Source organism: Bacillus tuaregi (assembly GCF_900104575.1).
Lineage (GTDB): Bacteria > Bacillota > Bacilli > Bacillales > Cytobacillaceae > Bacillus_BD > Bacillus_BD tuaregi.
Map to the genome: position 1 here is coordinate 3,430,269 of NZ_LT629731.1, position 22,909 is coordinate 3,453,177.

Sequence of the window (22,909 nt, forward strand, 5' to 3'; positions counted from 1 at the left end):
ATTAACCTCCTGTTATTAGGACTTGGTCTACCTTAATCATCAGGACTTCATTTGTCTGTTTTATTTCCTTCTTCATCAACTAAGACTCTGCGCAGTATTTTACCAACCGTGCTCTTAGGTAATTCATCACGAAATTCATATATTCGCGGTACTTTATATGGTGCAAGTTGTTTTCTTGCAAATTCGTCCAGCTCCTGCTTTGATACAACACAGCCCTTTTTTAATACGATGTAAGCTTTAACGGTTTCACCGCGATAGGAATCAGGAACACCAGCAACCACTACCTCCTGAATATAGGGATGCTCATACAGTACTTCCTCCACTTCCCTGGGATATACATTAAATCCACCGGCGATTATCATATCCTTTTTCCGATCGACGACAAAGAAATATCCTTGCTCATCCATATAGCCGAGATCTCCTGTAAAAAGCCAGCCGTTCTGGAGGGTTTGCTCTGATTCCTCTAACCTGTTCCAATAGCCCTTCATAATTTGTGGACCTCTTATGATGATTTCACCAATTTCTCCAGGTGGAAGAGCCTCTCCATCCTCTAATGATACTACCTTTGCTTCTGTGTCTGGCCATGGTACTCCAATACAGCCCTTCTTTCTAGGCCGATCCCAGAGAAAGTTTGCATGGGTGATGGGTGATGCTTCTGTTAATCCATATCCCTCCACAAGCTTGCCGCCTGTTTCTTGTTCAAATTGCTCCTGTACTTCTACCGGTAATGGAGCAGAGCCGCTGAGACAGGAATCGATTGAGGAAAGATCATATTTTTTCAATTTAGGATGATTCAGAAGACCAATATAGATGGTGGGGGCACCAGGAAATAAGGTTGGTCGCTGTTTATGAATCGTTTTTAATGTTGTTTCAGGATCAAACTTCGGCAGCAGCACCATTTTATAGGCTTCCAATACTGCAAGAATCATCAAGGTTGTTATTCCATACACGTGAAATAACGGAATAATACCAAGAATAATTTCCTCGCCTCTTTTACATTTATACAGCCAAGCAGAACACATTGAACCGTTAGCAACAAGATTTTTATGTGTCAGCATAACCCCTTTAGGAAAACCGGTTGTTCCTCCTGTGTATTGTAGAAGAGCAATATCTTCTGCATCGAAATCATCATTGGCGATATTTTGCCTTTTGGGGCTCTTTAAAACCTCTTTCAGCAGATGGTTATTATTCTCATGTCTAACGTTAACAACAAGTCCATACTGTTTTTTCTGGAGAAACGGATAGATTAAGTTTTTTGGGAAGGGGAGAAAGTCCTTGATAGCGGTTACAATAATATGCTGAATATTCGTGCTCGCCCTTACCTTTGACACCCTGGGAAACAAAATATCCAGCGTAATAATTAGTTTTGTTCCGGAATCATCCATTTGATATTGCAGCTCACGTTCAGTGTATAAAGGGTTCGTTTGCACGACAATCCCACCGGCCATCAAAATACCGTAGAAGGAGATGACTGCCTGCGGACAATTTGGAAGCATAATGGCGACACGGTCCCCCTTTTCAAGTCCAAGATCCCGTAAATAACCTGCCAGCTTCCAAGCAGCATCATATATATATTGAAATGTAAACTCTTTGCCTAAGAAATGAACAGCTATTTTATGTGGGTATTGAGTGGCTGATTGTTTTAAGTAATCATGAAGCGGTTTATATTCATAGTTTAACTGTGGAGGGATTTCCTCCGGATAAAGTTGAAGCCATGGCTTTTCACTCATGATGCCCCTCCTTATTCATGACAAACCAATTCAAACTACTATTCTTTATTTATATATATGGATGTCTTGTTGACGTTTAGAACAAAAAAACGAACCTGCAGTCATAGCAGGTTCGTCTTTCCCCTTTAAACAAAGAACACCATATAAATAATTCCAATCAATATGAAAATACCACAACAGATTAATAGTATTTTGGCAAGCTTTTCCACTTTATACTCTCCCTCTACGTGATACTTGCTCCAATGACATAGGACAGTCCAATCGAGATCATCATTGAGATTAGACCGATTGCCCGGTTATCCTTTTCAATTTCTTCATCAATTTTAATGGATGGTGTTAAAAATTCAAATATGAAATATCCAATAAGTAGTAGAAAGAAACCATACACACCCCATCCTATCATTGTCAGCAATGTATCGTTATGTTCAATGGAGTAACGGAAAATATTTGTAATACCAAATATTTTCCCTCCGGTGGCCATTGCAACTGCCAAGTTTCCTTTCGCTATTTCCGTCCAGTTTTTATATTTTGTTACTAGCTCAAATATAGCTAAAAACACTATGATACAAAGGATAACCACACTGTAATTGGCAGCCGTTTGAACATATTGGTTCTCCCAAAACTGATTCATGAAAAGCCTCACCGCCCGTTATTTAAACTCCACTATCGTGACCCCGGTACCGCCTTCTCCATGATCTCCGAAACGTATATTCTTCACTGCCCGATGATTCCGTAAGTATTCCTGCACACCTTGTCTCAATGCTCCGGTTCCCTTACCATGGATGATCGATACACGAGGATACGCTGCCAGGAGTGCATCATCAATATACTTTTCCACCCTGGAAAGAGCATTTTCATATCGTTCTCCACGCAGGTCCAGCTCGAGGCTAACATGGAAATCCTTTCCTCTCACTGTTGCCAGCGGTTTTGTTTCAACTGTTTTCGGCGTCTTAATATACTCGAGATCCTTTTCTTCGACCTTCATTTTTAATATTCCAATTTGGACCTGCCATGTATCAGACGATACCTTCTCCAGCAATGTCCCTTTTTGATCAAAGCTTAATACCTTCACTTCATCGCCTGGTTGATACTCATGTTTTTTTGCTTGCTTCGCTGTTAGAGTTCTCGATTTTCTCTCTTTCGGAGCTGCTTCGTTTAATTTTCGCTGTGCATCAATTAATTCATGCTCTTTTATTTCTGCCTGTTTTTCATGGCGCATTTTGCGCAAATCATGAATAATGCCCTCAGCTTCTCTTTTAGCCCTCTCAATAATCTCACGGGCTTCATCTGTTGCTTTATCATACAAGCTGTCTTTCTTTTCGTAGTATTCTACCATTTGCTTTTGGAGGTCCTTTTGAAGCATTTCGGCATTTCTCAGGAGTTCATTCGCTTCCTTTAGTTCCTTTTCAGCCTCACGCTTGCTATCCTCTAAAGAAGCAATCATATTCTCAACCTGATGACTGTCCGCACCGACAAAAGAACGAGCCCTTTCAATAACCCTGTCGTTTAAGCCAAGTCGCTTAGAGATTTCAAAGGCATTACTTCTGCCCGGAACACCAATCAACAGCCGATAGGTTGGGCTTAGTGTTTCAATATCAAATTCGACACTTGCGTTCACAACTCCTTCCCGATTATATCCGTAAGCTTTCAATTCAGGATAATGGGTTGTGGCAATGACGCGGGCACCCCTTCTATTCACTTCATCTAAAATGGAAATTGCAAGTGCTGCACCCTCCTGTGGATCCGTGCCTGCTCCTAGTTCATCAAATAACACAAGGCTTTCAAAGTCCACACTCTTTAATATATCAACGATATTAACCATGTGAGAAGAAAAGGTACTTAAGCTCTGTTCAATGGATTGTTCATCACCTATATCGGCGTAGACAGCTCCAAAAACAGCCATTTCCGAACCATCTAAGGCAGGAATCTGGAGGCCAGCCTGTGCCATTAAAGTACAGAGACCAACCGTTTTAAGTGTCACTGTCTTACCACCTGTATTGGGACCTGTGATAACGATTGTTGTAAAATCCTTTCCTAGTGTCACATCATTAGCCACGACTTCATGAATGGGAATGAGCGGATGACGGGCTTTAACTAATGAAATACGACCTTCCTGGTTCATAATTGGCTTGGTGGCTTTTATCCTGTTAGAGTATCTTGCCTTGGCAAACATAAAATCTACATCAGCCAGAATTTCTACGATTGTTTCGAGTTCAGAGTTATCCTCTCCCGTTAAGGCAGAAAGCATAATCAGGATTCGCTCAATTTCCTGCTGTTCCTTCACGCGAATGTTCTGAATCTCATTATTTAATTCAACGATCGTCTGCGGCTCAATGAACAGCGTTTGACCGGAAGAGCTTTGATCATGAACAATCCCTCCGTAATGTGAACGATATTCCTGTTTAACAGGAATAACAAAACGATCATTACGAATCGTGATAATAGCATCAGATAGCATTTTCTGTGCACTTGATGAGCGAATCATGCTTTCAAGGCGTTCCCTGACCCTTGCTTCTTTGGTCCGAAGCTGATGTCTAAGTGAACGCAAGGTATCACTTGCACTGTCCAGCACTTCTCCGTTATCATCAATCGCATTTTTAATGGACTGTTCTAACTCCGCTAAAACAATAATTCGATCTGCTTTTTCAACTAGAAGGGGGATTGTCCCCTCTTCTTCAGAGAACTCCTCGATAAACCGTTTCATTTGTCTGCTTGCATGCACGGTACTGGCAACCTGCATTAATTCATGCGAACTAAGCATTCCACCAATAACAGCACGTTTGACATGTGGTCGGATATCAAAGATTCCGCCTAAGGGAATGTTTGCTTTGATACGGAACACTTTTGCTGCTTCGTCTGTTTCTTCTTGTCTTTGGACAACTTCTTCAAAATCCGTAGAAGGCAACAGCTTCTCAGCCAGCTCTCTTCCTAATGACGAAGAAACAAATTCGAGGAGCTGGGCCTTCACTTTATCGAATTCTAATACTTTTAAAACCTTTTGCTGCATGGAGTTATTTCCTCCCTTTATAGTTAGAAGGCGCTTATTACCTTCTATAATTACCGTTCTTTAAGGTATGCCATCAAATCATGGCTATCCCATGTATTGAGGACATTTTCTTTTTTAATCCAGCCCTTTTTGGCAGTGGAAACGCCTATATTCATATGATCAAGTGTTTCGCGCTTATGGGCATCGGTATTTATCATGATTTTCACCCCTGCTGCCTGTGCTTTTTGAAGATGGTCAGCAGATAAGTCAAGACGATTTGGATTTGCATTTAGCTCTAATGCCGTATTAGTTTCCTTTGCTAATTCAATCAATAAATCTATATCAACTGAATAGCCGTCTCTTTTTCCAATTTTTCTTCCGGTTGGATGGGCAATCAAATCTACGTTAGCATTATACAAGGCTGTTTTTAAACGCTCCATAATTTTTTCCTGCGATTGGGAAAAGGCAGAATGAATAGAGGCAATCACAAAGTCCATCTCCTTCAGCAGTTGATCATCATAATCTAACGTCCCATCTGGTAAAATATCCATTTCCACTCCGGCAAGAATGGTAATATCATCAAACTTTTCATTTAATCGTTGGATTTCTTCCTTCTGTTTTCGCAGCCGATCAGGTGATAAGCCATTTGCAACCTTTAAAAATTGAGAATGGTCCGTAATCGCCATATATTGATAGCCCTTTGCCCTGCAGGACTCAACCATTTCCTCAATCGAGTGGGCACCATCACTCCAGATTGTATGCATATGGAGATCGCCTTTTATGTCTGAGAACGATATTAAACCGTATTCTTCTTTATATTCATCTACTTCATTTCCGTCCTCTCTCATTTCAGGCGGGATTAACGGTAAATCAAAATGAGCATAAAAATCAGCCTCTGATGAAAATGTGAGAACATCACCTTGTTCCGTCTGAACTCCGTACTCACTGATTTTCTCACCTCTTGCCTTTGCAAGCTGCCTCATCCGTACATTATGTTCCTTTGATCCAGTAAAATGATGCAAAGTGGTCGCAAATTCTTCCGGTCTCACCAGCCGAAAATCAATGGATACATCATAGCCATTTTCCAGTACAATCGATACCTTTGTATCCCCAGCGGCAATGATTTCCTTAATCTCAGACAACTGTAACAGCTGTTCCTTTACCAATAAAGGCTTTTCCGTAGCAATAATAAAGTCCAGGTCCTTTATCGTCTCCTTTATTCTCCGAAGACTGCCTGCCCGTGAAAACTGTACAACATATTCCATTTGAGCTAATGCCGCTTCTATTTTTTCCGCCAATGGAAGCATAAAGGCTAGTGGAAGGCGGTCAGGTCGCCCACCTGCCTTTAGAAGTGCCGCCAAAATCTTTTCCTCTGACTTCTTTCCAAAACCGGTTAATTCCTGTATTTTATGATTACGGCAAGCAGCCTCCAAATCGTCAGCATTTTCAATCCCAAGCGCTTGATACAGCTTGGCAATTTTTTTACCTCCCAGTCCCGGTAGCTGTAAAAGAGGAATTAACCCTTTTGGGACCTCCTCCTGCAGCTCCTTTAGAACCGTGGACTTCCCTTCCGTCATATATTCTTCAATAACAGCAGCCGTGCCCTTACCAATTCCAGGCAGGATAGTAAAATCCGATATTTCTCCTAAGTCTTCTTCCATTACCTCTAATGCCTGTGCTGCTTTTCTAAAGGCAGATACCTTAAACGGGTTCTCACCTTTTAATTCCATATAAATCGCAATACTTTCCAATAAACGAATAATTTCTTTCTTATTCACAGTCATTTCTTTTCACCTCCAGGCACATTCAAGTTCTTCTTACTATTCCCTTAAAAAGAAAACTTCTCTCGAAAGAGAAGTTATTTAACCGGAGGGGCTTGTATCCACAAATCTTGTATGTGTTGTGACAGAATCGGAGTTTGCTTTACAATAAATTCTGCAAGAATTGAATTCGTTAAAGAGCCTTGAATCGATTCAATAGGCAGAAGTGCTGCTATAAATAATATAATAAACATGATAAGATAAACCTCAATGAACCCTAGTATTCCACCTGCCCAAATATTTAACTGCTTTAAGATAGGAATTTGGGCAATAAAATCCAGCATACTTCCGATGATTTGCAGTATTATCTTCACAGCAAAAAAAATCACGACAAATGCAATGGCGCGATAATAAGCATCTTCTAAATTTGCATTTTCAAACAAGAGTGTGTATGTAGAATTCATGTCCAGATTCGGGTATGGTATCCATAGAGTTAATCTTGGAGCAAGCTGATCATAATATAAATAAGCAACGATAAAAGCAATAATAAATCCGGTAAGGTGCACAAGCTGAAGGATAAACCCTCTCTTTAACCCTACTAAAAAACCAAAACATAAAATGATGAGTACAGCTAAGTCTAACATGACTTTTTCAGTCCTTTACTCTTTTTAATTCTTCTTCCAAACGTTCAACTTTTTCTACTAAATGGAGATAATCATTAACAGCATTAATGGCTGTTAGTACGGCCAATTTATTGGTACCGAGAGAAGGATTCATGGAGTTAATCTCACGCATTTTTTCATCTACCAATGAAGCAACCTGACGAATATGGCTCGGGCTTTCGGGACCGATTATTACATACTGTACTCCGTAAATATCAACAGTGATGCGATTTTTTTGGGTCTGTGACAAGTTACATGCCTCCATTCAAAGAATCCTAAACATAATCATAACATGAACAGAAAACAGTGAAAAGAAAGAAATGTAAGATAGAGTTGAAGAATGTCAAATTACGTCTTGATTGGTCTAATTTATTGTAAAGGAGTGTTTCAATTGAGCAATGTCGTACTAAAGAAAACCAGCCTGGAAATGAAGAGAATGATGGAGCATTATCAAACAAATTTAACAGCGAAAACACCACCAGGAGGATTATTCTCCGCAAAGCTCCCTTCCTGTACCATTACAGCTTACAATTCTGGCAAAGTCCTTTTTCAAGGTAGCGGATGTGAGGAAGAAGCTAGTAAATGGGGGACACCCGCTGCCCGTGAGACAAATACAAATACAAATACAAATCGTAAAACACAAGCAGCTGCTAAGCTGCCTGCCAAGCTGCCACATAATATCAGCAGTCTTTCTGCCATTGGCTCAGACGAAGTGGGAACAGGCGATTTCTTTGGGCCTATCACAGTCTGTGCTGCCTACGTAAGAAAAGAAGAAATGCCGTTATTAAAGGAAATCGGTGTTCAGGATTCAAAAAATTTAACCGACGAAAAAATCTCTGCTATTGCAAAACAATTAATTACCTTTTTACCTTACAGCCTTTTAGTCCTACATAATGAAAAATATAATAAACTGCAGGCTTCAGGCATGTCGCAGGGGAAGATGAAAGCTCTCCTTCACAATCAAGCAATCGGTCATTTGCTGGCAAAGGTCGCTCCGGAAAAGCCTGAAGCAATCCTAATTGATCAGTTTGCCAAAGAAGAAGTGTACTTTAATTACTTAAAAGGACAAAAAACCATCCAAAGAGAAAAGGTTTATTTTAGTACAAAAGCCGAAGGAATCCATCTAGCCGTTGCTGCTGCCTCGATTATTGCCCGACACGCTTTTGTCCAGCATTTTGAAAAATTAAGCAAAGCAGCCGGTTTTAAAATCCCAAAGGGCGCCGGTTCCCAAGTAGATGTTGCTGCCGCAAGATTGATTAAGGACAAGGGAAAAGATATTTTGCCCAAATATGTAAAGCTGCATTTTGCCAATACCGAAAAAGCTATGAAGCTAGTCAACAAAAGCTAGCTTTTATCCAATTAATTATACATTTAGAAAAGAGACGGATGATAAAGTAGATCACGAGTCTCTTTTCATTTTCTCCATTAATCTAACTCTGACTCCAGCTTTGTCAATAATGATACGACAGTACTTGATGCCTCTTCTAAACGAGAAAGACAGGTCTGCGCAGTGTCGATATCTCCTTTCTCATATTCCTCAACAGCCTTTCTTGCCAATCGATGGACCTGCATATGGGAATCCTCGATTTGAATAAATGAAGGCTTATTTTTTATCCCCGCAGGTAATTCCCCATAATACCAATGACCTAATCTGCAATTCTTATGGGATTGAACAGAACTCGAGTCAATGCTTTCTAAACCCAGTATCATATTGTATACTCTCCATTTCCACAGCAGATGGTCCGCTTTGGCAATAAGTATCACCTCGTTAGGATTAAGGTTTAGATTTAGCCTAAAAAAACTATTTCGATATTCCTCTAAATCCTTGCTTAGCTGTTGAATCATCCTTGCAGACTCTTTAGCAACCTGCTGAGAATTCACGCTGTGCTCATAAATTAGATTGTTTCGCTGCGCAATATCAAGGACTGCAGATGACTGTTCTTCAGTCATCGCGGCAATTTGCGAAATCGACTGATTTATATCCTTCATTGTCGTTACAATTTTCACGAGTGCATCCCCGGCATATTGAGCTCCCTTTACACTATGTTCAACTAGCATACCGGTTTGTTTAATTTGCTGTGTTACTTGATTCGAGACCGACTGCAGGGACTCCATGCTGGAGGTAATCTGTATGATTTGCTCCTTCGTATGCTCTGACAATTTCCGAACCTCTGTTGCAACGACCGAAAAGCCCTTTCCATGTTCACCAGCCCTTGCTGCCTCGATACTGGCATTTAAAGCAAGCAGATTCGTTTGTTCTGCAATTCCTTTAATAATCATTACGACATCCTGAGTATATTGAATTTCTTGATCGAGCTGGCTTACCTTATCAACGACCTGCTCATATACATGACCCACCTGGTTAATATCCTCCAGCGCTTCATCGACAACCTCTTTACTTTGCTCAGCAGAATGAACGGCCTCATCCGTACCTTCTGATACTTTGATAGCATGATTAGCAACCTCTTGAATAGATGTTCCCATTTCCTGAGTGGCAGCCGTAACATTTTGTGTTTCTTCAATTTGATTTTCCATCCCTGTAATCAGCTGCTTCATCGTATCTAGTTGAGTTGTCCGGCTCAGTGTATCGGATATTCCGAAGAGAAAAGGCTTATAGGTTTCCTCTATATATTTTTCTAGAATAAGCTGCAGATCAAAAGCAGCTAATTTTTGTACTGCACATACTGCATCCATCATACGATTTGGCTTACGGTGTAACTCCTCCATTAAAATAGAAATCATCATCCGGATTAACCTTTGATGGACTGAAATAAAGTAGCTCACACTTAGCTGAATTTGACTATGTGATTTTCCAATAGCTGCCCTGGAGCTTAAATATTCCTGGTCTATTTCTCCGCGTAAAAATTGCTCTAAATAGCTTTCCAAGACCTGCTTCGCTTGACTAAGCGTTAAATGCTCCAGCATTTTCTTTTGAAGACGCTCATTTACGCTGATGCAGCCAAATAATTTCTCCATGATTTCCTTTTTATATGGTAAAAGAATGAAGGCGGCGTCCTTTATAGACAGTAAGGTCTCCTGATTTAGACCTATCAGACAGATTTGCTCCTGATCCTTTTCATCCCCATTAGAAATATCCGTTTCATGCGAATATTCGATGTACTCACTCCATGCTTTAGTTTTTGTAAAAATACTCATATAATCACTACCTCCTTTACTTTAGTAGAATGACCGACCGCTATATAGTACTTTTTACTTATAGCCTAATTTTACCATTAAAAGAGGTATTATAAGTTTGAACCCTTTTCAAAAATATGAACAAATTACTACTATCAGCATAAAAACCCACTGCCAATTGGCAGTGGGAGGGAGTCTATCGTCATTAACTGCGTAAAACAGCACCAGCCTGCTCTTTTACTGCATCTAATACCTTGTCATGTACCTTTGTAATTTCTTCATCTGTTAAAGTACGTTCTGGATCAAAGTATTTAAGCGAGAAGGCAAGGGACTTCTTACCTTCTTCCATACGTTCACCTTCGTATAAATCAAATAGATGTACGTCTTTTAGTAAAGCTCCGCCAGCATCCGTAATAATGGTTTCCAGTTCACCTGCTGATTTCTCTTTATCCACCACAAGGGCAATGTCACGTGTAATAGAAGGGTAACGTGGAATCATTTCATATGAGATTGGTTCAACCTCTGCTTCAGCGAGTGCTTTAAAGGATAGTTCAAAAACATAGGTTTCTTTAATATCGTAATCCTTCTGCACGGTTGGGTGCGCCTGACCAACATAACCAATTGCTTCACCATTTAAAAGCACTTCAGCTGTACGCCCCGGATGCATCTCTTTCATTACTGCTTGGCGATACGTAATGCTTCCTGTTACTCCAAGGGAATCAAATAATGCTTCTAACACACCTTTGGCCACGTAGAAATCGACCTGCTTTTTCTCACCCTGCCATAGGTTTGCTTCCCATAAACCTGTAATAGCACCGGCAACATGCTCTCTCTCATTAGGAAGCTGGTTATCTCCCTGCTTTAAGAAAACAGACCCAATTTCATATAAAGCAACAGAATCAATTTGACGAGCCTGATTGTATTTTACTACCTCTAATAGCTGAGGAAGGATACTTAAGCGAAGCTGACTGCGTTCTTCACTCATAGGCATAGCGAGACGAATAGAATCACCCTGCTCTAGTGCGAATTGAGCTGCTTTCTCAGGACTTGTCAATGAATAAGTAATTGCCTGGTATAGTCCAGCACCTTCTAGAGTACGACGGGCAATACGGCGTTTTTGTTGATAGTCTGACAATCTACCAGGTGTTGCTGCACCGACTGGAAGGGTGGAAGGAATATTATCATAGCCGTACAAGCGGGCAATTTCCTCCACTAAATCTGCTTCAATGGTAATATCACCACGGCGGGTTGGAACTGTTACAATGAAGGTGTCACCATCCAGCTTCACATCAAATTGTAAGCGGGTGAAAATATCGATTACTTGTTCAGCACTGATATTTGTGCCAATTGATGTATTGATTTTATCAAGCGTGATGGAAACCACGGCAGGCTCCACTCTTAAATCATTAAATTCAACTGAGCCTTGTAGGATAATCCCACCTGCGTATTCCGCCATCAGCTTGGCAGCACGCTCTCCTGCTTCACGTACTCGTGCAGGATCCACCCCTTTTTCAAAACGGGCACTCGCTTCACTTCTTAAGCCATGGTCTTTAGAGCCCTTACGAACAACAGCCCCTGCAAAATAGGCTGCTTCAATGATTACATTCGTTGTATCGTCCTTCACTTCAGAATCAGCGCCGCCCATGACCCCTGCAATCGCAACAGGTTCAATTCCATTTGTAATGACAAGATGATCAGGTGTTAACGTACGCTCCACTTCATCAAGAGTCGTGATTTTTTCCTCTGCCTTTGCTCTGCGCACGACAATTTCTTTAGAACCAAAACGATCATAATCAAACGCATGAAGTGGCTGACCGTACTCAAGTAAAATAAAATTGGTAATATCCACGACATTATTGTGTGGACGGATGCCGGCATTCATAAGTCGTGTCTGCATCCATAATGGAGACGGTCCGATTTTGACATCCTTAACAACCTTTGCCATGTATAATGGGTTATCCTCAGGAGTTTCTACTTTTACATCAATATAATCTGCTGCCTTCTCAGCTGCCTCCACTTTATCACTATCCGGCCACTTTACCTCACGACCCAGAATCGCAGCTACTTCATAGGCTACCCCTAGCATACTTAAGGCATCTGAGCGGTTAGGTGTTAGGCTAAGCTCTAGGATTTCATCATCTAAGCCTAGAGCAGCAAGAGCATCCTCTCCCACTACTGCATCCTGCGGGAAGTTAAAGATCCCTGTAGAATATTCCTTTGCGACTAATTTTGCTTCAATCCCAAGCTCCTGAAGTGAACAAATCATGCCGTTTGACACTTCACCGCGTAGCTTAGCCTTTTTAATTTTAAAATTACCCGGCAGTACGGCACCAACGGTTGCCACTGCTACCTTCTGCCCTTTGCCAACATTCGGTGCACCGCAGATAATTTGTACTGGATCTTCAGCACCAATATCCACGAGACATTTATTTAATTTATCGGCATTCGGATGCTGTTCACACTCTAATACGTGACCAATAACAACACCCTTTAATCCCTCACTTTTCTTCTCTACTCCTTCTACTTCAATGCCACTCTTTGTTATTTTATCAGCAAGTTCGTCAGCACTGATTCCGGAAAGGTCTACATATTCCTGCAGCCATTTATATGAAACAAACATGAAAATCCTCCTTTATATTAGTAATGTTATTATGATTCGTAATGGTCAAATTGCTTTAAGAAACGAGCGTCATTTGTATAGTAATGACGGATATCATCTACACCATATTTCAGCATGGCAATCCTTTCAACACCGATACCGAAGGCAAAGCCAGAGTATTTCTTTGAATCAAATCCCGCCATTTCAAGTACGTTAGGATGAACGATTCCTGAACCTAATACTTCAATCCAGCCAGTTTGTTTACATACGCTACAGCCTGAACCTTTACAGATTTTACAGGAAATATCGACTTCAACAGATGGTTCTGTGAATGGGAAAAAGCTTGGACGAAGACGGATTTCACGATCCTGACCAAATACCTTTTTCAAGAAGACTTCAAGCGTCCCTTTCAAATCACTCATAGAGATATTTTCATCAATGACCAATCCTTCAATTTGCATAAATTGATGGGAATGGGTCGCATCATCGTTATCGCGGCGGTACACTTTACCAGGACAGATAATTTTCACTGGACCCTGTCCATTATGCATTTCCATTGTTCTTGCCTGTACCGGTGATGTATGGGTACGCATTAAGATTTCTTCTGTAATATAGAATGAATCCTGCATATCACGGGCAGGGTGGCTCTTCGGTAAATTTAGTGCTTCAAAGTTATAATAGTCCGTTTCCACTTCAGGACCTTCTGCTACTTGATAACCCATTCCGATGAAAATATCCTCGATTTCCTCAACAATACGAGTTAAGGCATGATGATTCCCGCGCTTAACCGGTCTAGCCGGTAATGTCACATCAATGGTTTCAGCTGCCAGCTGAGCATTAACGGCTTCCTCTTCCAGTACAGCTTGTTTTTCTTCAATTTTTGATGTAATTTCTTCACGAACCACATTCACTAGGGCACCCATTTTTGGTCGTTCTTCAGCAGAAAGCTTTCCCATTCCGCGCAATACTTCAGTAATCGGCCCTTTCTTACCTAAATAAGCAACACGAATATCGTTCAGCTCTTTTAAGCTTGCAGCAGCAGCTACCTTTTGCAGCGCCTCTGCCTGCAGTTCTTGTAAACGTTCCTGCATGACAAATTCCTCCTTTGGTTTATGAAATCTCTTAGTTTGAGATTTTGTTTGTTCCTCATGTTATGGTAAAACACAAAAAAACCTCGCTCCCAAAAAGGGACGAGGCTTATGTATCGCGGTACCACCCTTATTAGCGCAGATATCATCACCCGCACTCACTCAATACGTATAACGGCTCTTCACCGGAACATTTTTCAGACAGAACGTCTTCCCAATGTCGACTCGAGAGGTGAATTCACTTAAACAGCGCCATTAAAATGCTCTCAGTCACGGCATTTTTTCCCTTGAAATGGATATCCTAAGCTACTCTTCTCTGTCAATGTCTTTTTTTATCAAATTTATGTTATATTATATTACAATTTATATTTGGTTTCAAATTCATTTTCTTAAATAGTACATTAATATTCCTGCTGCAATCCCGACATTCAACGATTCACTCTTTCCGTAAATAGGTATATATAGATTTTTCGTTGTTTTTGCCAATAATTCCTTCGCGACGCCCTGGCCTTCATTTCCTAAAAGAAGAGCAAAAGCGTCTGCTTTTTCTACCTGTTCAAAAGGGATTCCACCTTCTAACGCCGTTCCATATACAGGTATCTTTAGTTTCTCGATGAACTCCCCTAATGGTGCCTTCATAATCGGTAAATGAAACAAACTTCCCTGAGTGGACCGAATCACCTTTGGATTATAAGGATCAGCACAGCCATCTCCTAAAATCACAGCATCCATTCCTGCTGCATCGGCGGTACGAATCATAGTCCCAAGATTACCTGGATCCTGAACTCGATCCAGCAGCAATAGCTTCTCCAAACGGATTTCTTCTATGGTACTTTTCCTTTGCTCACAGACAGCAGCAATGCCCTGCGGTGTTTCCGTATCACAAATCGCCTTCAAAACCTCTTCTTTAACATAGATTACCTCTGTACCTTCTATATTTAACGATGCCGGTATTTCTGTATCCTGATTGACAATGACTTCTAGAACTACCTGTTCCTTTAAGGCTTCTTCAACAAGATGAAAGCCTTCTATTAAATATTTTCCTGTTTGATCTCTTTCTTTTTTCGTTAATAGCTTCTTCCAAGCCTTTACTTTTGGGTTTTTTATAGATTCAATATACTTCAACCTTAACGCTCCTTTAATATTGACACTTATTTCTATTATAGCTTAATTTTCATACATAATTCATTAAGTAATGTGGAAGACTATGGCTGTTGGAGATTATGTATACAGGAGGAGTGCTCTTATGAATTTAAATTTGCGCAACGCAATTATTCACAATGTAGCTGGAAATACGCAGGACCAGCTGGAGGATACCATTGTAGATGCGATTTCAAACGGTGAAGAAAAAATGCTTCCAGGCTTAGGCGTTCTTTTTGAGGTTATTTGGAAAAATTCCTCTGAACAGGACAAAAAAGAAATGCTCCAGGCATTAGAGAGCGGTTTAAAATAATGAATGGAAGCTTAAAGAGCACCCGATTATTTAGGTGCTCTTTTTGTTCCATCATTCAAATGTAATACGATTTACTGTTTCACGGTCCAAACGTTTAATGACTTCAACAACTAGCTTTACGGCATTCTCAAAATCATCACGATGAAGCATCGCAGCATGCGAATGAATATAGCGTGTAGCAATGCCAATCGATAAAGCTGGAACACCTTTTGCCGTTACATGTATAGAGCCTGCATCTGTTCCACCGCCAGGTATGGACTCAAATTGATATGGAATATTCAATTCATCTGCAGTGTCAGTGACTAAATCACGTAAGCCTTTGTGAGACACCATGGAAGCGTCATACAATACAATTTGCGGACCATTGCCCATCTTGCTAAGTGCTTCCTTTTCCGTTACTCCTGGTGTGTCACCGGCGATGCCTACATCAACAGCAAAACCAATATCCGGCTCAACCTTAAAAGTAGAGGTTTTTGAACCACGCAGACCCACTTCCTCTTGAACAGCGCCAATACCGTACACAACATTAGGGTGATTAACCTGGTTTAGCTGCTTCAAAACATTGATGGCAATCGCACAACCAATTCGATTATCCCAGGCTTTGGCAAGCAGCATCTTTTCATTATTCATTACGGTAAATTCAAAGTAAGGTGTAACCATATCCCCAGGACGCACACCCCATTCTTCCGCTTCTTCCTTACTGGAGGCGCCGATATCGATGAACATATCCTTTATTTCATATGGTTTCTTTCTTGCTTCTGGGGATAAAATATGAGGAGGCTTCGAGCCAATAACTCCTGTAATATCTCCTTTACGGGTAGTGATCGTCACTCGCTGCGCCAGCATAACCTGATTCCACCAGCCGCCAACCGTTTGAAATTTCAAGAATCCGTTCTTATCAATTTGCGTCACCATGAAACCAACTTCATCTAAATGGCCGGTAACGATAATCTTAGGTCCGTTCTCGTCACCTGTTTTTTTGGCAATCAAGCTGCCAAGATTGTCCATCGTGACTTCATCTGCATAAGGAGCTATGTATTTATTCATGACTTCTCGCGGTTCCCGTTCATTTCCAGGAATCCCTTTAGCATCCGTTAATTCTTTTAACATCATAAGGGTTTCATCTAATTTAGCCATCATTTCGACTCCTTTATATGGTTTCTTTTCTATTATACAAAAGGGGGTTAGGTTTATACAAAAAATAGCCTTTTCAATTCTTTTAGATATTTTTCATTGAATAGTATTCTAAGTGAAACTTTTTTGCTTGTTAAACGTAAAATAAGAAAACAATAGAGAGGGGAGAATTTTTTAATGATGTGGCTCATACGCTTATTACTGTTCGCCCTCATCATTTTTCTAATCTATCGAGTAATAAAATTTATCCTCAATCCGAAGAGAAAACTTGAGCTCGCACATGAACAAAAGAATTTTTATTTTTTAGATGATCCTAACAATGTAAGGAAAAACTTCCTTCTTACCTATAAAGGTGCACTCTTCGAAGGTGAGAAATATTTAGGGACAACAGATAAGCAATTTGATGTTGTATCTATTTTTATTTGGCCCCACAGCGTTAATGCATTGAAGGGCTTTGTCCGCGACGACTTTCGTTTTCTTGAAGATATGATCAAAGTGGATTACCCCAATGCTTCCATAGATTGGAAAAGTCCTGTCAAGGAGTTTGTCCAACGTAATCATGAACCTGAAACCCCTTATGAATAAAAAGAGACTTCCCTACAAGGAAGCCTCTTTTTTTATGATCCTTTTATTAAGCCTGGTCTGTTTTAAAAAACTCTTTCCATTTAATGATCGATGCCTTTTCTCGAAATAGATAAGCAAGAACCATTAAAGAAAATAAAATAATAGCAATAATCATTGGCGTAAAACCGCTAATAAATTCTCCAAAAACGGAGAAAAAGAAGGCTAGCGGAAGATTAGATAGCAAGCAATTCTTCACATATGATTTAAACTCATGTTTTTTTTCGATTAAACAAAAGTTCAGCAAATGGTAATGAATAAAGGGAATTAAACGTAATATAGCCGTTTGTGTAACCGTCACATTACGGTATTCACCAAACCATTTCTTTTTCAAATTAGACAATTTTTCATGAGTTTTCGGCAGCTTACCAATTAGTAAATAAAAACAAATGGAGCTTACCATTAAACCAATTAGAGAATAGATGGTTCCGAGTACGGAGCCAAATAAAATCCCACCGGTCATGCAAACGAGCGTCACCGGTATAAATAGAAACTGACGGAAAATATGAAAGAGAATAAATGCAACGGGCGCCAATACCCCTCCCGCTTGAACCATTACGAGTAAGATGGCAAGACTCTCATCCATTCCTTCACCTTCTCTCTGCCCAATTCTTGCTGTCTTTAAAGCTTATCATCAAATAGGGAAGGTTATGACTAATTAATCAAATAGAAGAAAAGAATGAAATCAAGCAGTGCCAGGAGCGGAAAGCCCATTTTAAAGGAAGGATGCTTTGTTTTATGTCTGAATAGCCTCATTCCCAATGTTGTACCTATTGCCCCTCCAATGAAAGCTATTGTCCAAAGCGTCTGTTCACTAATGCGATATTGCTGCTTGATGGCTTTCTGTTTATCCTTTTTCATAATGAGAAGTCCAATGAGATTGATCAGTAGAAAATATAAAATGATGTAGCTAGTCATATTATCCTCCATACAAAGAAATGTTTCCTATTTCATACAAAAAGCCACTCTCCGTTTAGAGAATGGCTTTTAACAAATAATTATTTGCTTAAGTTTGCTTTTGCAACAGATGCTAATTCAGCAAATGCATTTGCATCACTAACTGCTAATTCAGCAAGCATTTTGCGGTTTACTTCGATACCAGCAAGCTTTAATCCGTGCATTAAACGGCTGTAAGAAAGACCGTTGATACGTGCAGCTGCGTTGATACGAGTAATCCAAAGCTTACGGAAGTCACGCTTTTTCTGACGACGATCACGGTAAGCGTATTGTAAAGACTTCATTACTTGTTGATTGGCAACTTTATATAATGTATGTTTTGAACCGAAATAACCTTTTGCTAATTTAAGAACCTTTTTACGACGTTTGCGAGTAACTGTACCGCCTTTTACACGTGGCATATGGTTTCCCTCCTGTTATCATGTACTTTCGAATTACTTGATGTTGTCTAATAAATGACGAATACGTTTGAAATCACCTTTAGAAACTAAAGCACCTTTACGAAGTTTACGCTTTTGTTTCGTAGATTTATTTGCGAATAAGTGGCTTGTATATGCGTGGTCACGCTTTAATTTACCAGATCCAGTTTTTCTGAAACGCTTTGCAGCGCCGCGGTGAGTTTTCATTTTTGGCATTTGGTATTCCTCCTCTTACTTTTCGATTTTAGGTGCTAAGACCATGAACATGCTTCTTCCATCCATTTTTGGATGTGATTCAATAGTCGCAATTTCTTTACATGCTTCAGAGAAACGAACTAATACACGTTGTCCAATTTCTTTATGTGTGATAGCACGTCCTTTAAAGCGGATCGATGCTTTCACTTTATCGCCTTTTTCAAGGAATTTAATCGCATTACGAAGCTTTGTATTGAAATCATGCTCATCAATAGTCGGGCTCAAGCGAACTTCTTTGATATTGATAATCTTTTGATTTTTACGCGCTTCTTTTTCTTTCTTCTGCTGTTCGAACTTGAACTTTCCATAGTCCATAATACGGCCTACTGGAGGCTTCGCGTTCGGAGCAACCAGAACAAGATCAAGATTAACACGAGCAGCAATTTCAAGTGCTTCATTTTTTGATTTAATTCCTAATTGTTCACCGTTTTGATCAATAAGACGAATTTCGCGAGCACGAATTCCCTCATTTAATAACATATCTTTGCTAATAGTCAAACACCTCCGGGGTTTTATCAGAATACAAAGTTTAGGTCAAGATTCACCTGATCCTGTGACAGCAGGTATATATAATATCAACAAAAAAAGTGTGGGTGAACACACCCACACTTTACGAAACCAACATTAATAAAAGTCTTCGCAAAACCTGTCAACTGCCTGGTGCGTCAATCAGGTGAGAAGCGGGTGCTTCTTCTTTTCCCTAAAAGTATTCAATTTCAACTGTTTCACTATATCACAAATGATGTTGTTATGTCAAAGGAATAATAATTACTTTTTATCACAACAAAAAGAATCTTATCAAATAAATGAATGTCTTGCAATAGTTTTTTACCATCCATTTATTGTCTTTCTCATTTGGATATAGTAAAAGCGGAAGGAAGTTACTTTTTCACTTCTGCATTAAGTCCATTAACAAAATCTGCAAATGGAACTGTTTCAGACTTCTGCTCACCGTATTTACGGACATTCACAGCTTCCTCTGCTACTTCTTTATCCCCTACAACTAGCATATAAGGAATTTTTTGCATTTGCGCTTCACGAATTTTATAACCGATTTTTTCATTTCGGGCATCAAGTTCAACACGGAAGCCCTGTGCTTTTAACTGATCAAGAACCTTTTTCGCGTAGTCAAAGTGTACATCCGGAGAAACCGGGATGACTTGAACTTGTACTGGTGCCAGCCAGGTTGGCAGTGCGCCTTTATATTCTTCAATCAGGAAGGCAACAAATCGTTCCATTGTTGAAACAACACCACGGTGGATAACGACCGGGCGATGCGGCTTGCCGTCTTCACCAACATATGTCAAATCAAAACGCTCAGGTAGTAAGAAGTCTAACTGTACTGTTGAAAGGGTTTCTTCCTTGCCAAGAGCAGTTTTAACCTGTACGTCCAGCTTTGGACCATAGAAGGCTGCTTCCCCGTCTGCTTCGTAATAGTCAACACCCATTTCATCAATAACTTCCTTCAGCATGCTTTGGGCTCTTTCCCACATTTCGTCATCATCGTAGTATTTTTCTGTATTTTCAGGATCTCGGTAAGATAACCGGAAGGAATAATCAGTAAAGTTAAAGTCCTTATATACCTCTAAAATCAACTCGACAACCCGTTTAAATTCTTCCTTGATTTGATCCGGACGGACAAAGATATGGGCATCATTTAATGTCATACCACGAACACGTTGCAGACCTGAAAGTGCTCCAGACATTTCATAACGGTGCATCATGCCAAGCTCCGCAATCCGAATCGGCAGCTCACGATAGCTGTGCATCGAATTTTTATAAACCATCATGTGGTGTGGACAGTTCATTGGGCGAAGAACAAGCTGTTCATTGTCCATTTCCATCACAGGGAACATGTCTTCCTGATAATGTGCCCAGTGACCAGATGTTTTATAAAGCTCCACATTTGCCATGATTGGAGTATACACGTGGTCATAGCCAAGGCTGACCTCTTTATCAACAATGTAACGCTCAATAAGACGACGAATTGTCGCACCCTTCGGAAGCCATAACGGGAGACCTTGTCCAACCTGCTGCGAATGAGCGAATAAATTCAACTCTTTCCCAATCTTACGGTGATCACGTTCCTTTGCTTCCTCGAGCAGTCGTAAATGCTCGTCAAGATCCTCTTTTTTAAAGAAGGCCGTACCGTAAATACGCTGCAGCATTTTATTATCGCTGTCACCGCGCCAGTAAGCACCTGCGATACTTAAGAGTTTAAACTCTCTTAATTTCCCTGTAGACGGAACGTGGACTCCGCGGCATAGGTCAAAGAACTCGCCTTGTTCATACATCGTCACCGTTTCATCCTCAGGAATCGCTTCAACTAGCTCGATTTTGTATTCATCGCCGATTTCCTTGTAAATTTGAATCGCTTCATTGCGGCTTACTTCTTTACGGATAATCGGAAGGTTTTCATTAATAATCTTCTTCATTTCCTTTTCAATAAGCGGCAGGTCCTCTGGTGTTAAGGATTGCTCCATATCAATATCATAATAAAAGCCGCTTTCAATGACAGGTCCCACGCCAAGCTTAACATCCTTGTATAAACGTTTAATGGCCTGTGCCATTAAGTGAGCACTGCTGTGACGTAGAATCTCTAAAGCCTCCGGCTGATCCTGAGTAATAATCTCAATCGCTCCATCTTCTTCAATCGGGCGTTTTAAATCATACATCACACCGTCTAGCTTTCCAGCCAAGGCCTTCTTCTTTAAGCCTGAGCTAATAGAAGCAGCGATATCCTCTGTTGTGGTTCCTTTAGGAAACTCCTTCACAGCTCCATCCGGAAACGAAATTTTCACAACCTCTGACATGTTTTTTCCTCCTTGAAAATCATTATGAAAAAATAAAAAAGCTCATCCCTATAAAAAGGGACGAGCTGTTAGACACGTGGTTCCACCCTACTTCTCATATTCGCATAGCAAAAATGACTTCGTAGTAAGATAACGGTTTATTCCGTCTTCCGATACTCAATGAATACAGCCAGTGTTATTTTACCGCCTGAATTCGTTTTTCCCGGTTGAAGTTTAGAGGTGGTAAGTAATCGATTCGTGTTAGGAAGGTTTCAGCCTTGCCTTCCCTCTCTATAAACCGTAAAAGAATACCCTTGTCCTCGTCAATACTTTTCAATATCCATTCTATGTACGTATTATAGTTATTATCATTTCTAAAATCAAGGGCTTTTATACTTTTTTGTCGAAGGCGTCTCCAGATTGCCTCCAGTATTCCCCAATCGATTTTAGAGGACGGCTGATTATTCTTTCTTCGAAAATATTTCGAATGGTACGGACAATCGGTTGATCAGGGTCATCTGTATAAATATAAATCTGCGCTGGAGCAATCGAGAGCAAGGGGGCAATGGTAACCGAGTCAATATAGACGGGATGATTGATTAACAGTCTGCGGTCAACCATTTTTGCCAATTCTGCACGCTTAATTTCCTCAAACTGCTCATTAAAAAACGTAATAGCATCGGATACTAGCACATGCAAATGCTTTAATTTAGGCTCTCTGTCCACTAGAAAGTCTCGCAGTGTTTGTATAAACATTTGATATTCCTGCTCTAATTTATATTCATCAAGCGACAATTCAACATACTTCTTCAACTCATTATGGAAGTTCCGCAGTCTGAAGGTTACAAAGGAGTCAAAGGCAAATATCCCTGCATGCTCCTGAAACCAATCATGAATAAGACTTGATAAGTAGTCCTTGATATTCATTTTAGGAAGAAAAACTGTTAATTCTTCCATTTTTCCTTCTAGTACAGAATGAACAATTTCGATAATTTGCTGCTGCTCTTCTTCATCCCGATAATGATAATGTGTTGCCAGCATATGTCTTAACCAATCATTTAATTTAACTGTCAGCATAAATTGACATAAGGACTTTTTTACCCATTGTAAAAAAGCATTATGATCCTCTAAACAGCAGGTATCTTCTAAATACCTGCATTGAACTATATGTGAATCTTCATAATGAAGAGTATATTTAGAAAATGACTCGTAGTCTAGCAATTGCTGAAAGTAGCCATACAACCTCATTGCATCTTCTTTATGCTGAAAATGGATTTCAATCAACCGTATCCCCCCTTTACATATCTCTGCTTATATG

21 protein-coding genes and 2 other annotated features are annotated in these 22,909 nt (G+C 40.1%); of the genes, 3 read left to right on the forward strand and 18 right to left on the reverse strand.

Annotated features, from left to right (window positions below):
• Positions 1–47 precede the first annotated feature (47 nt).
• The 6 genes from BQ5321_RS18920 to zapA all read right to left on the reverse strand — a co-directional run bounded on the left by BQ5321_RS18920 (position 48) and on the right by zapA (position 7,388).
• Positions 48–1,730 (reverse strand): AMP-binding protein, encoded by a 1,683-nt coding sequence (locus BQ5321_RS18920; RefSeq protein ID WP_071395971.1) that lies wholly within the window; start codon positions 1,728–1,730, stop codon positions 48–50.
• Between the two features lie 223 nt (positions 1,731–1,953).
• Complete coding sequence (locus BQ5321_RS18925) at positions 1,954–2,361, reverse strand: DUF350 domain-containing protein (RefSeq protein WP_071395972.1); 408 nt, start codon at positions 2,359–2,361, stop codon at positions 1,954–1,956.
• Positions 2,362–2,379: 18 nt separating this feature from the next.
• Positions 2,380–4,737, reverse strand: coding sequence for an endonuclease MutS2 (locus tag BQ5321_RS18930; RefSeq protein WP_071395973.1), 2,358 nt, complete (start codon positions 4,735–4,737; stop codon positions 2,380–2,382).
• A gap of 50 nt (positions 4,738–4,787) precedes the next feature.
• Positions 4,788–6,500: a DNA polymerase/3'-5' exonuclease PolX gene (gene polX, locus BQ5321_RS18935; protein ID WP_071395974.1), complete on the reverse strand. Its 1,713-nt coding sequence runs from the start codon at positions 6,498–6,500 to the stop codon at positions 4,788–4,790.
• A 74-nt stretch (positions 6,501–6,574) separates the two neighbouring features.
• The gene (locus BQ5321_RS18940; RefSeq protein WP_071395975.1) at positions 6,575–7,120 is read right to left on the reverse strand and encodes a CvpA family protein; all 546 of its coding nucleotides are present in this window, start codon (positions 7,118–7,120) and stop codon (positions 6,575–6,577) included.
• Between the two features lie 7 nt (positions 7,121–7,127).
• Complete coding sequence (gene zapA, locus BQ5321_RS18945; protein ID WP_071395976.1) at positions 7,128–7,388, reverse strand: cell division protein ZapA; 261 nt, start codon at positions 7,386–7,388, stop codon at positions 7,128–7,130.
• A 141-nt stretch (positions 7,389–7,529) separates the two neighbouring features.
• Here zapA and rnhC point away from each other — a divergent pair, with 141 nt between their 5' ends.
• The gene (gene rnhC / locus BQ5321_RS18950; protein WP_071395977.1) at positions 7,530–8,486 is read left to right on the forward strand and encodes a ribonuclease HIII; all 957 of its coding nucleotides are present in this window, start codon (positions 7,530–7,532) and stop codon (positions 8,484–8,486) included.
• A 77-nt stretch (positions 8,487–8,563) separates the two neighbouring features.
• On the opposite strand, the gene BQ5321_RS18955 is transcribed toward rnhC, so the two are convergent.
• The 4 genes from BQ5321_RS18955 to BQ5321_RS18970 form a co-directional block, all read right to left on the reverse strand.
• Positions 8,564–10,294 carry a methyl-accepting chemotaxis protein gene (locus tag BQ5321_RS18955; RefSeq protein ID WP_071395978.1) on the reverse strand — a complete coding sequence of 577 codons (1,731 nt, stop codon included), beginning with the start codon at positions 10,292–10,294 and terminating at the stop codon, positions 8,564–8,566.
• Positions 10,295–10,478: 184 nt separating this feature from the next.
• Positions 10,479–12,893, reverse strand: coding sequence for a phenylalanine--tRNA ligase subunit beta (gene pheT / locus BQ5321_RS18960; RefSeq protein ID WP_071395979.1), 2,415 nt, complete (start codon positions 12,891–12,893; stop codon positions 10,479–10,481).
• Between the two features lie 29 nt (positions 12,894–12,922).
• A complete protein-coding gene (gene pheS, locus BQ5321_RS18965) occupies positions 12,923–13,963 on the reverse strand; it encodes a phenylalanine--tRNA ligase subunit alpha (protein ID WP_071395980.1) in 1,041 nt (346 codons plus the stop codon).
• A gap of 92 nt (positions 13,964–14,055) precedes the next feature.
• Positions 14,056–14,292: a binding site (T-box leader), on the reverse strand.
• A gap of 49 nt (positions 14,293–14,341) precedes the next feature.
• Entirely contained in the window at positions 14,342–15,085 is a 744-nt protein-coding gene (locus BQ5321_RS18970) for a TrmH family RNA methyltransferase (RefSeq protein WP_071395981.1), read from the reverse strand.
• Positions 15,086–15,206: 121 nt separating this feature from the next.
• On the opposite strand from BQ5321_RS18970, the gene sspI reads away from it, so the two are divergent.
• Entirely contained in the window at positions 15,207–15,413 is a 207-nt protein-coding gene (gene sspI / locus BQ5321_RS18975; protein ID WP_071395982.1) for a small acid-soluble spore protein SspI, read from the forward strand.
• A gap of 51 nt (positions 15,414–15,464) precedes the next feature.
• Here the strand turns inward: sspI and BQ5321_RS18980 are convergent, their stop codons facing one another.
• Entirely contained in the window at positions 15,465–16,550 is a 1,086-nt protein-coding gene (locus tag BQ5321_RS18980) for a M42 family metallopeptidase (RefSeq protein ID WP_071395983.1), read from the reverse strand.
• Between the two features lie 174 nt (positions 16,551–16,724).
• Between BQ5321_RS18980 and BQ5321_RS18985 the strand changes: the two genes are divergently transcribed.
• Positions 16,725–17,132, forward strand: coding sequence for a sigma-w pathway protein ysdB (locus BQ5321_RS18985; protein ID WP_071395984.1), 408 nt, complete (start codon positions 16,725–16,727; stop codon positions 17,130–17,132).
• A 46-nt stretch (positions 17,133–17,178) separates the two neighbouring features.
• On the opposite strand, the gene BQ5321_RS18990 is transcribed toward BQ5321_RS18985, so the two are convergent.
• The 7 genes from BQ5321_RS18990 to ytxC form a co-directional block, all read right to left on the reverse strand.
• Complete coding sequence (locus tag BQ5321_RS18990) at positions 17,179–17,754, reverse strand: TVP38/TMEM64 family protein (protein WP_071395985.1); 576 nt, start codon at positions 17,752–17,754, stop codon at positions 17,179–17,181.
• Positions 17,755–17,822: 68 nt separating this feature from the next.
• On the reverse strand, positions 17,823–18,086 hold the full coding sequence (locus BQ5321_RS18995; protein ID WP_071395986.1) for a DUF1294 domain-containing protein: 264 nt from the start codon (positions 18,084–18,086) through the stop codon (positions 17,823–17,825).
• An 80-nt stretch (positions 18,087–18,166) separates the two neighbouring features.
• On the reverse strand, positions 18,167–18,526 hold the full coding sequence (gene rplT / locus BQ5321_RS19000) for a 50S ribosomal protein L20 (RefSeq protein WP_071395987.1): 360 nt from the start codon (positions 18,524–18,526) through the stop codon (positions 18,167–18,169).
• Between the two features lie 33 nt (positions 18,527–18,559).
• Positions 18,560–18,760, reverse strand: a complete 201-nt coding sequence (gene rpmI / locus BQ5321_RS19005) for a 50S ribosomal protein L35 (RefSeq protein ID WP_071395988.1) — start codon at positions 18,758–18,760, stop codon at positions 18,560–18,562.
• Positions 18,761–18,775: 15 nt separating this feature from the next.
• Positions 18,776–19,279, reverse strand: coding sequence for a translation initiation factor IF-3 (gene infC, locus BQ5321_RS19010; RefSeq protein WP_071395989.1), 504 nt, complete (start codon positions 19,277–19,279; stop codon positions 18,776–18,778).
• A 95-nt stretch (positions 19,280–19,374) separates the two neighbouring features.
• Positions 19,375–19,501, reverse strand: a sequence feature (ribosomal protein L20 leader region).
• A gap of 179 nt (positions 19,502–19,680) precedes the next feature.
• Positions 19,681–21,612, reverse strand: a complete 1,932-nt coding sequence (gene thrS / locus BQ5321_RS19015; protein WP_071395990.1) for a threonine--tRNA ligase — start codon at positions 21,610–21,612, stop codon at positions 19,681–19,683.
• 369 nt (positions 21,613–21,981) lie between these two features.
• Entirely contained in the window at positions 21,982–22,875 is an 894-nt protein-coding gene (gene ytxC / locus BQ5321_RS19020) for a putative sporulation protein YtxC (protein ID WP_071395991.1), read from the reverse strand.
• Positions 22,876–22,909 lie beyond the last annotated feature (34 nt).

Bases quoted from the DNA above. Each gene is read 5' to 3' on its own strand.
- BQ5321_RS18920 (WP_071395971.1), bottom strand. From the start codon at position 1,730: ATGAGTGAAAAGCCATGGCTTCAACTTTATCCGGAGGAAATCCCTCCA.
- BQ5321_RS18925 (WP_071395972.1), bottom strand. From the start codon at position 2,361: ATGAATCAGTTTTGGGAGAACCAATATGTTCAAACGGCTGCCAATTAC.
- BQ5321_RS18930 (WP_071395973.1), bottom strand. From the start codon at position 4,737: ATGCAGCAAAAGGTTTTAAAAGTATTAGAATTCGATAAAGTGAAGGCC.
- polX (WP_071395974.1), bottom strand. From the start codon at position 6,500: ATGACTGTGAATAAGAAAGAAATTATTCGTTTATTGGAAAGTATTGCG.
- BQ5321_RS18940 (WP_071395975.1), bottom strand. From the start codon at position 7,120: ATGTTAGACTTAGCTGTACTCATCATTTTATGTTTTGGTTTTTTAGTA.
- BQ5321_RS18955 (WP_071395978.1), bottom strand. From the start codon at position 10,294: ATGAGTATTTTTACAAAAACTAAAGCATGGAGTGAGTACATCGAATAT.
- pheT (WP_071395979.1), bottom strand. From the start codon at position 12,893: ATGTTTGTTTCATATAAATGGCTGCAGGAATATGTAGACCTTTCCGGA.
- pheS (WP_071395980.1), bottom strand. From the start codon at position 13,963: ATGCAGGAACGTTTACAAGAACTGCAGGCAGAGGCGCTGCAAAAGGTA.
- sspI (WP_071395982.1), top strand. From the start codon at position 15,207: ATGAATTTAAATTTGCGCAACGCAATTATTCACAATGTAGCTGGAAAT.
- BQ5321_RS18980 (WP_071395983.1), bottom strand. From the start codon at position 16,550: ATGGCTAAATTAGATGAAACCCTTATGATGTTAAAAGAATTAACGGAT.
- BQ5321_RS18985 (WP_071395984.1), top strand. From the start codon at position 16,725: ATGATGTGGCTCATACGCTTATTACTGTTCGCCCTCATCATTTTTCTA.
- BQ5321_RS18990 (WP_071395985.1), bottom strand. From the start codon at position 17,754: ATGGATGAGAGTCTTGCCATCTTACTCGTAATGGTTCAAGCGGGAGGG.
- BQ5321_RS18995 (WP_071395986.1), bottom strand. From the start codon at position 18,086: ATGACTAGCTACATCATTTTATATTTTCTACTGATCAATCTCATTGGA.
- rplT (WP_071395987.1), bottom strand. From the start codon at position 18,526: ATGCCACGTGTAAAAGGCGGTACAGTTACTCGCAAACGTCGTAAAAAG.
- rpmI (WP_071395988.1), bottom strand. From the start codon at position 18,760: ATGCCAAAAATGAAAACTCACCGCGGCGCTGCAAAGCGTTTCAGAAAA.
- infC (WP_071395989.1), bottom strand. From the start codon at position 19,279: ATGTTATTAAATGAGGGAATTCGTGCTCGCGAAATTCGTCTTATTGAT.
- thrS (WP_071395990.1), bottom strand. From the start codon at position 21,612: ATGTCAGAGGTTGTGAAAATTTCGTTTCCGGATGGAGCTGTGAAGGAG.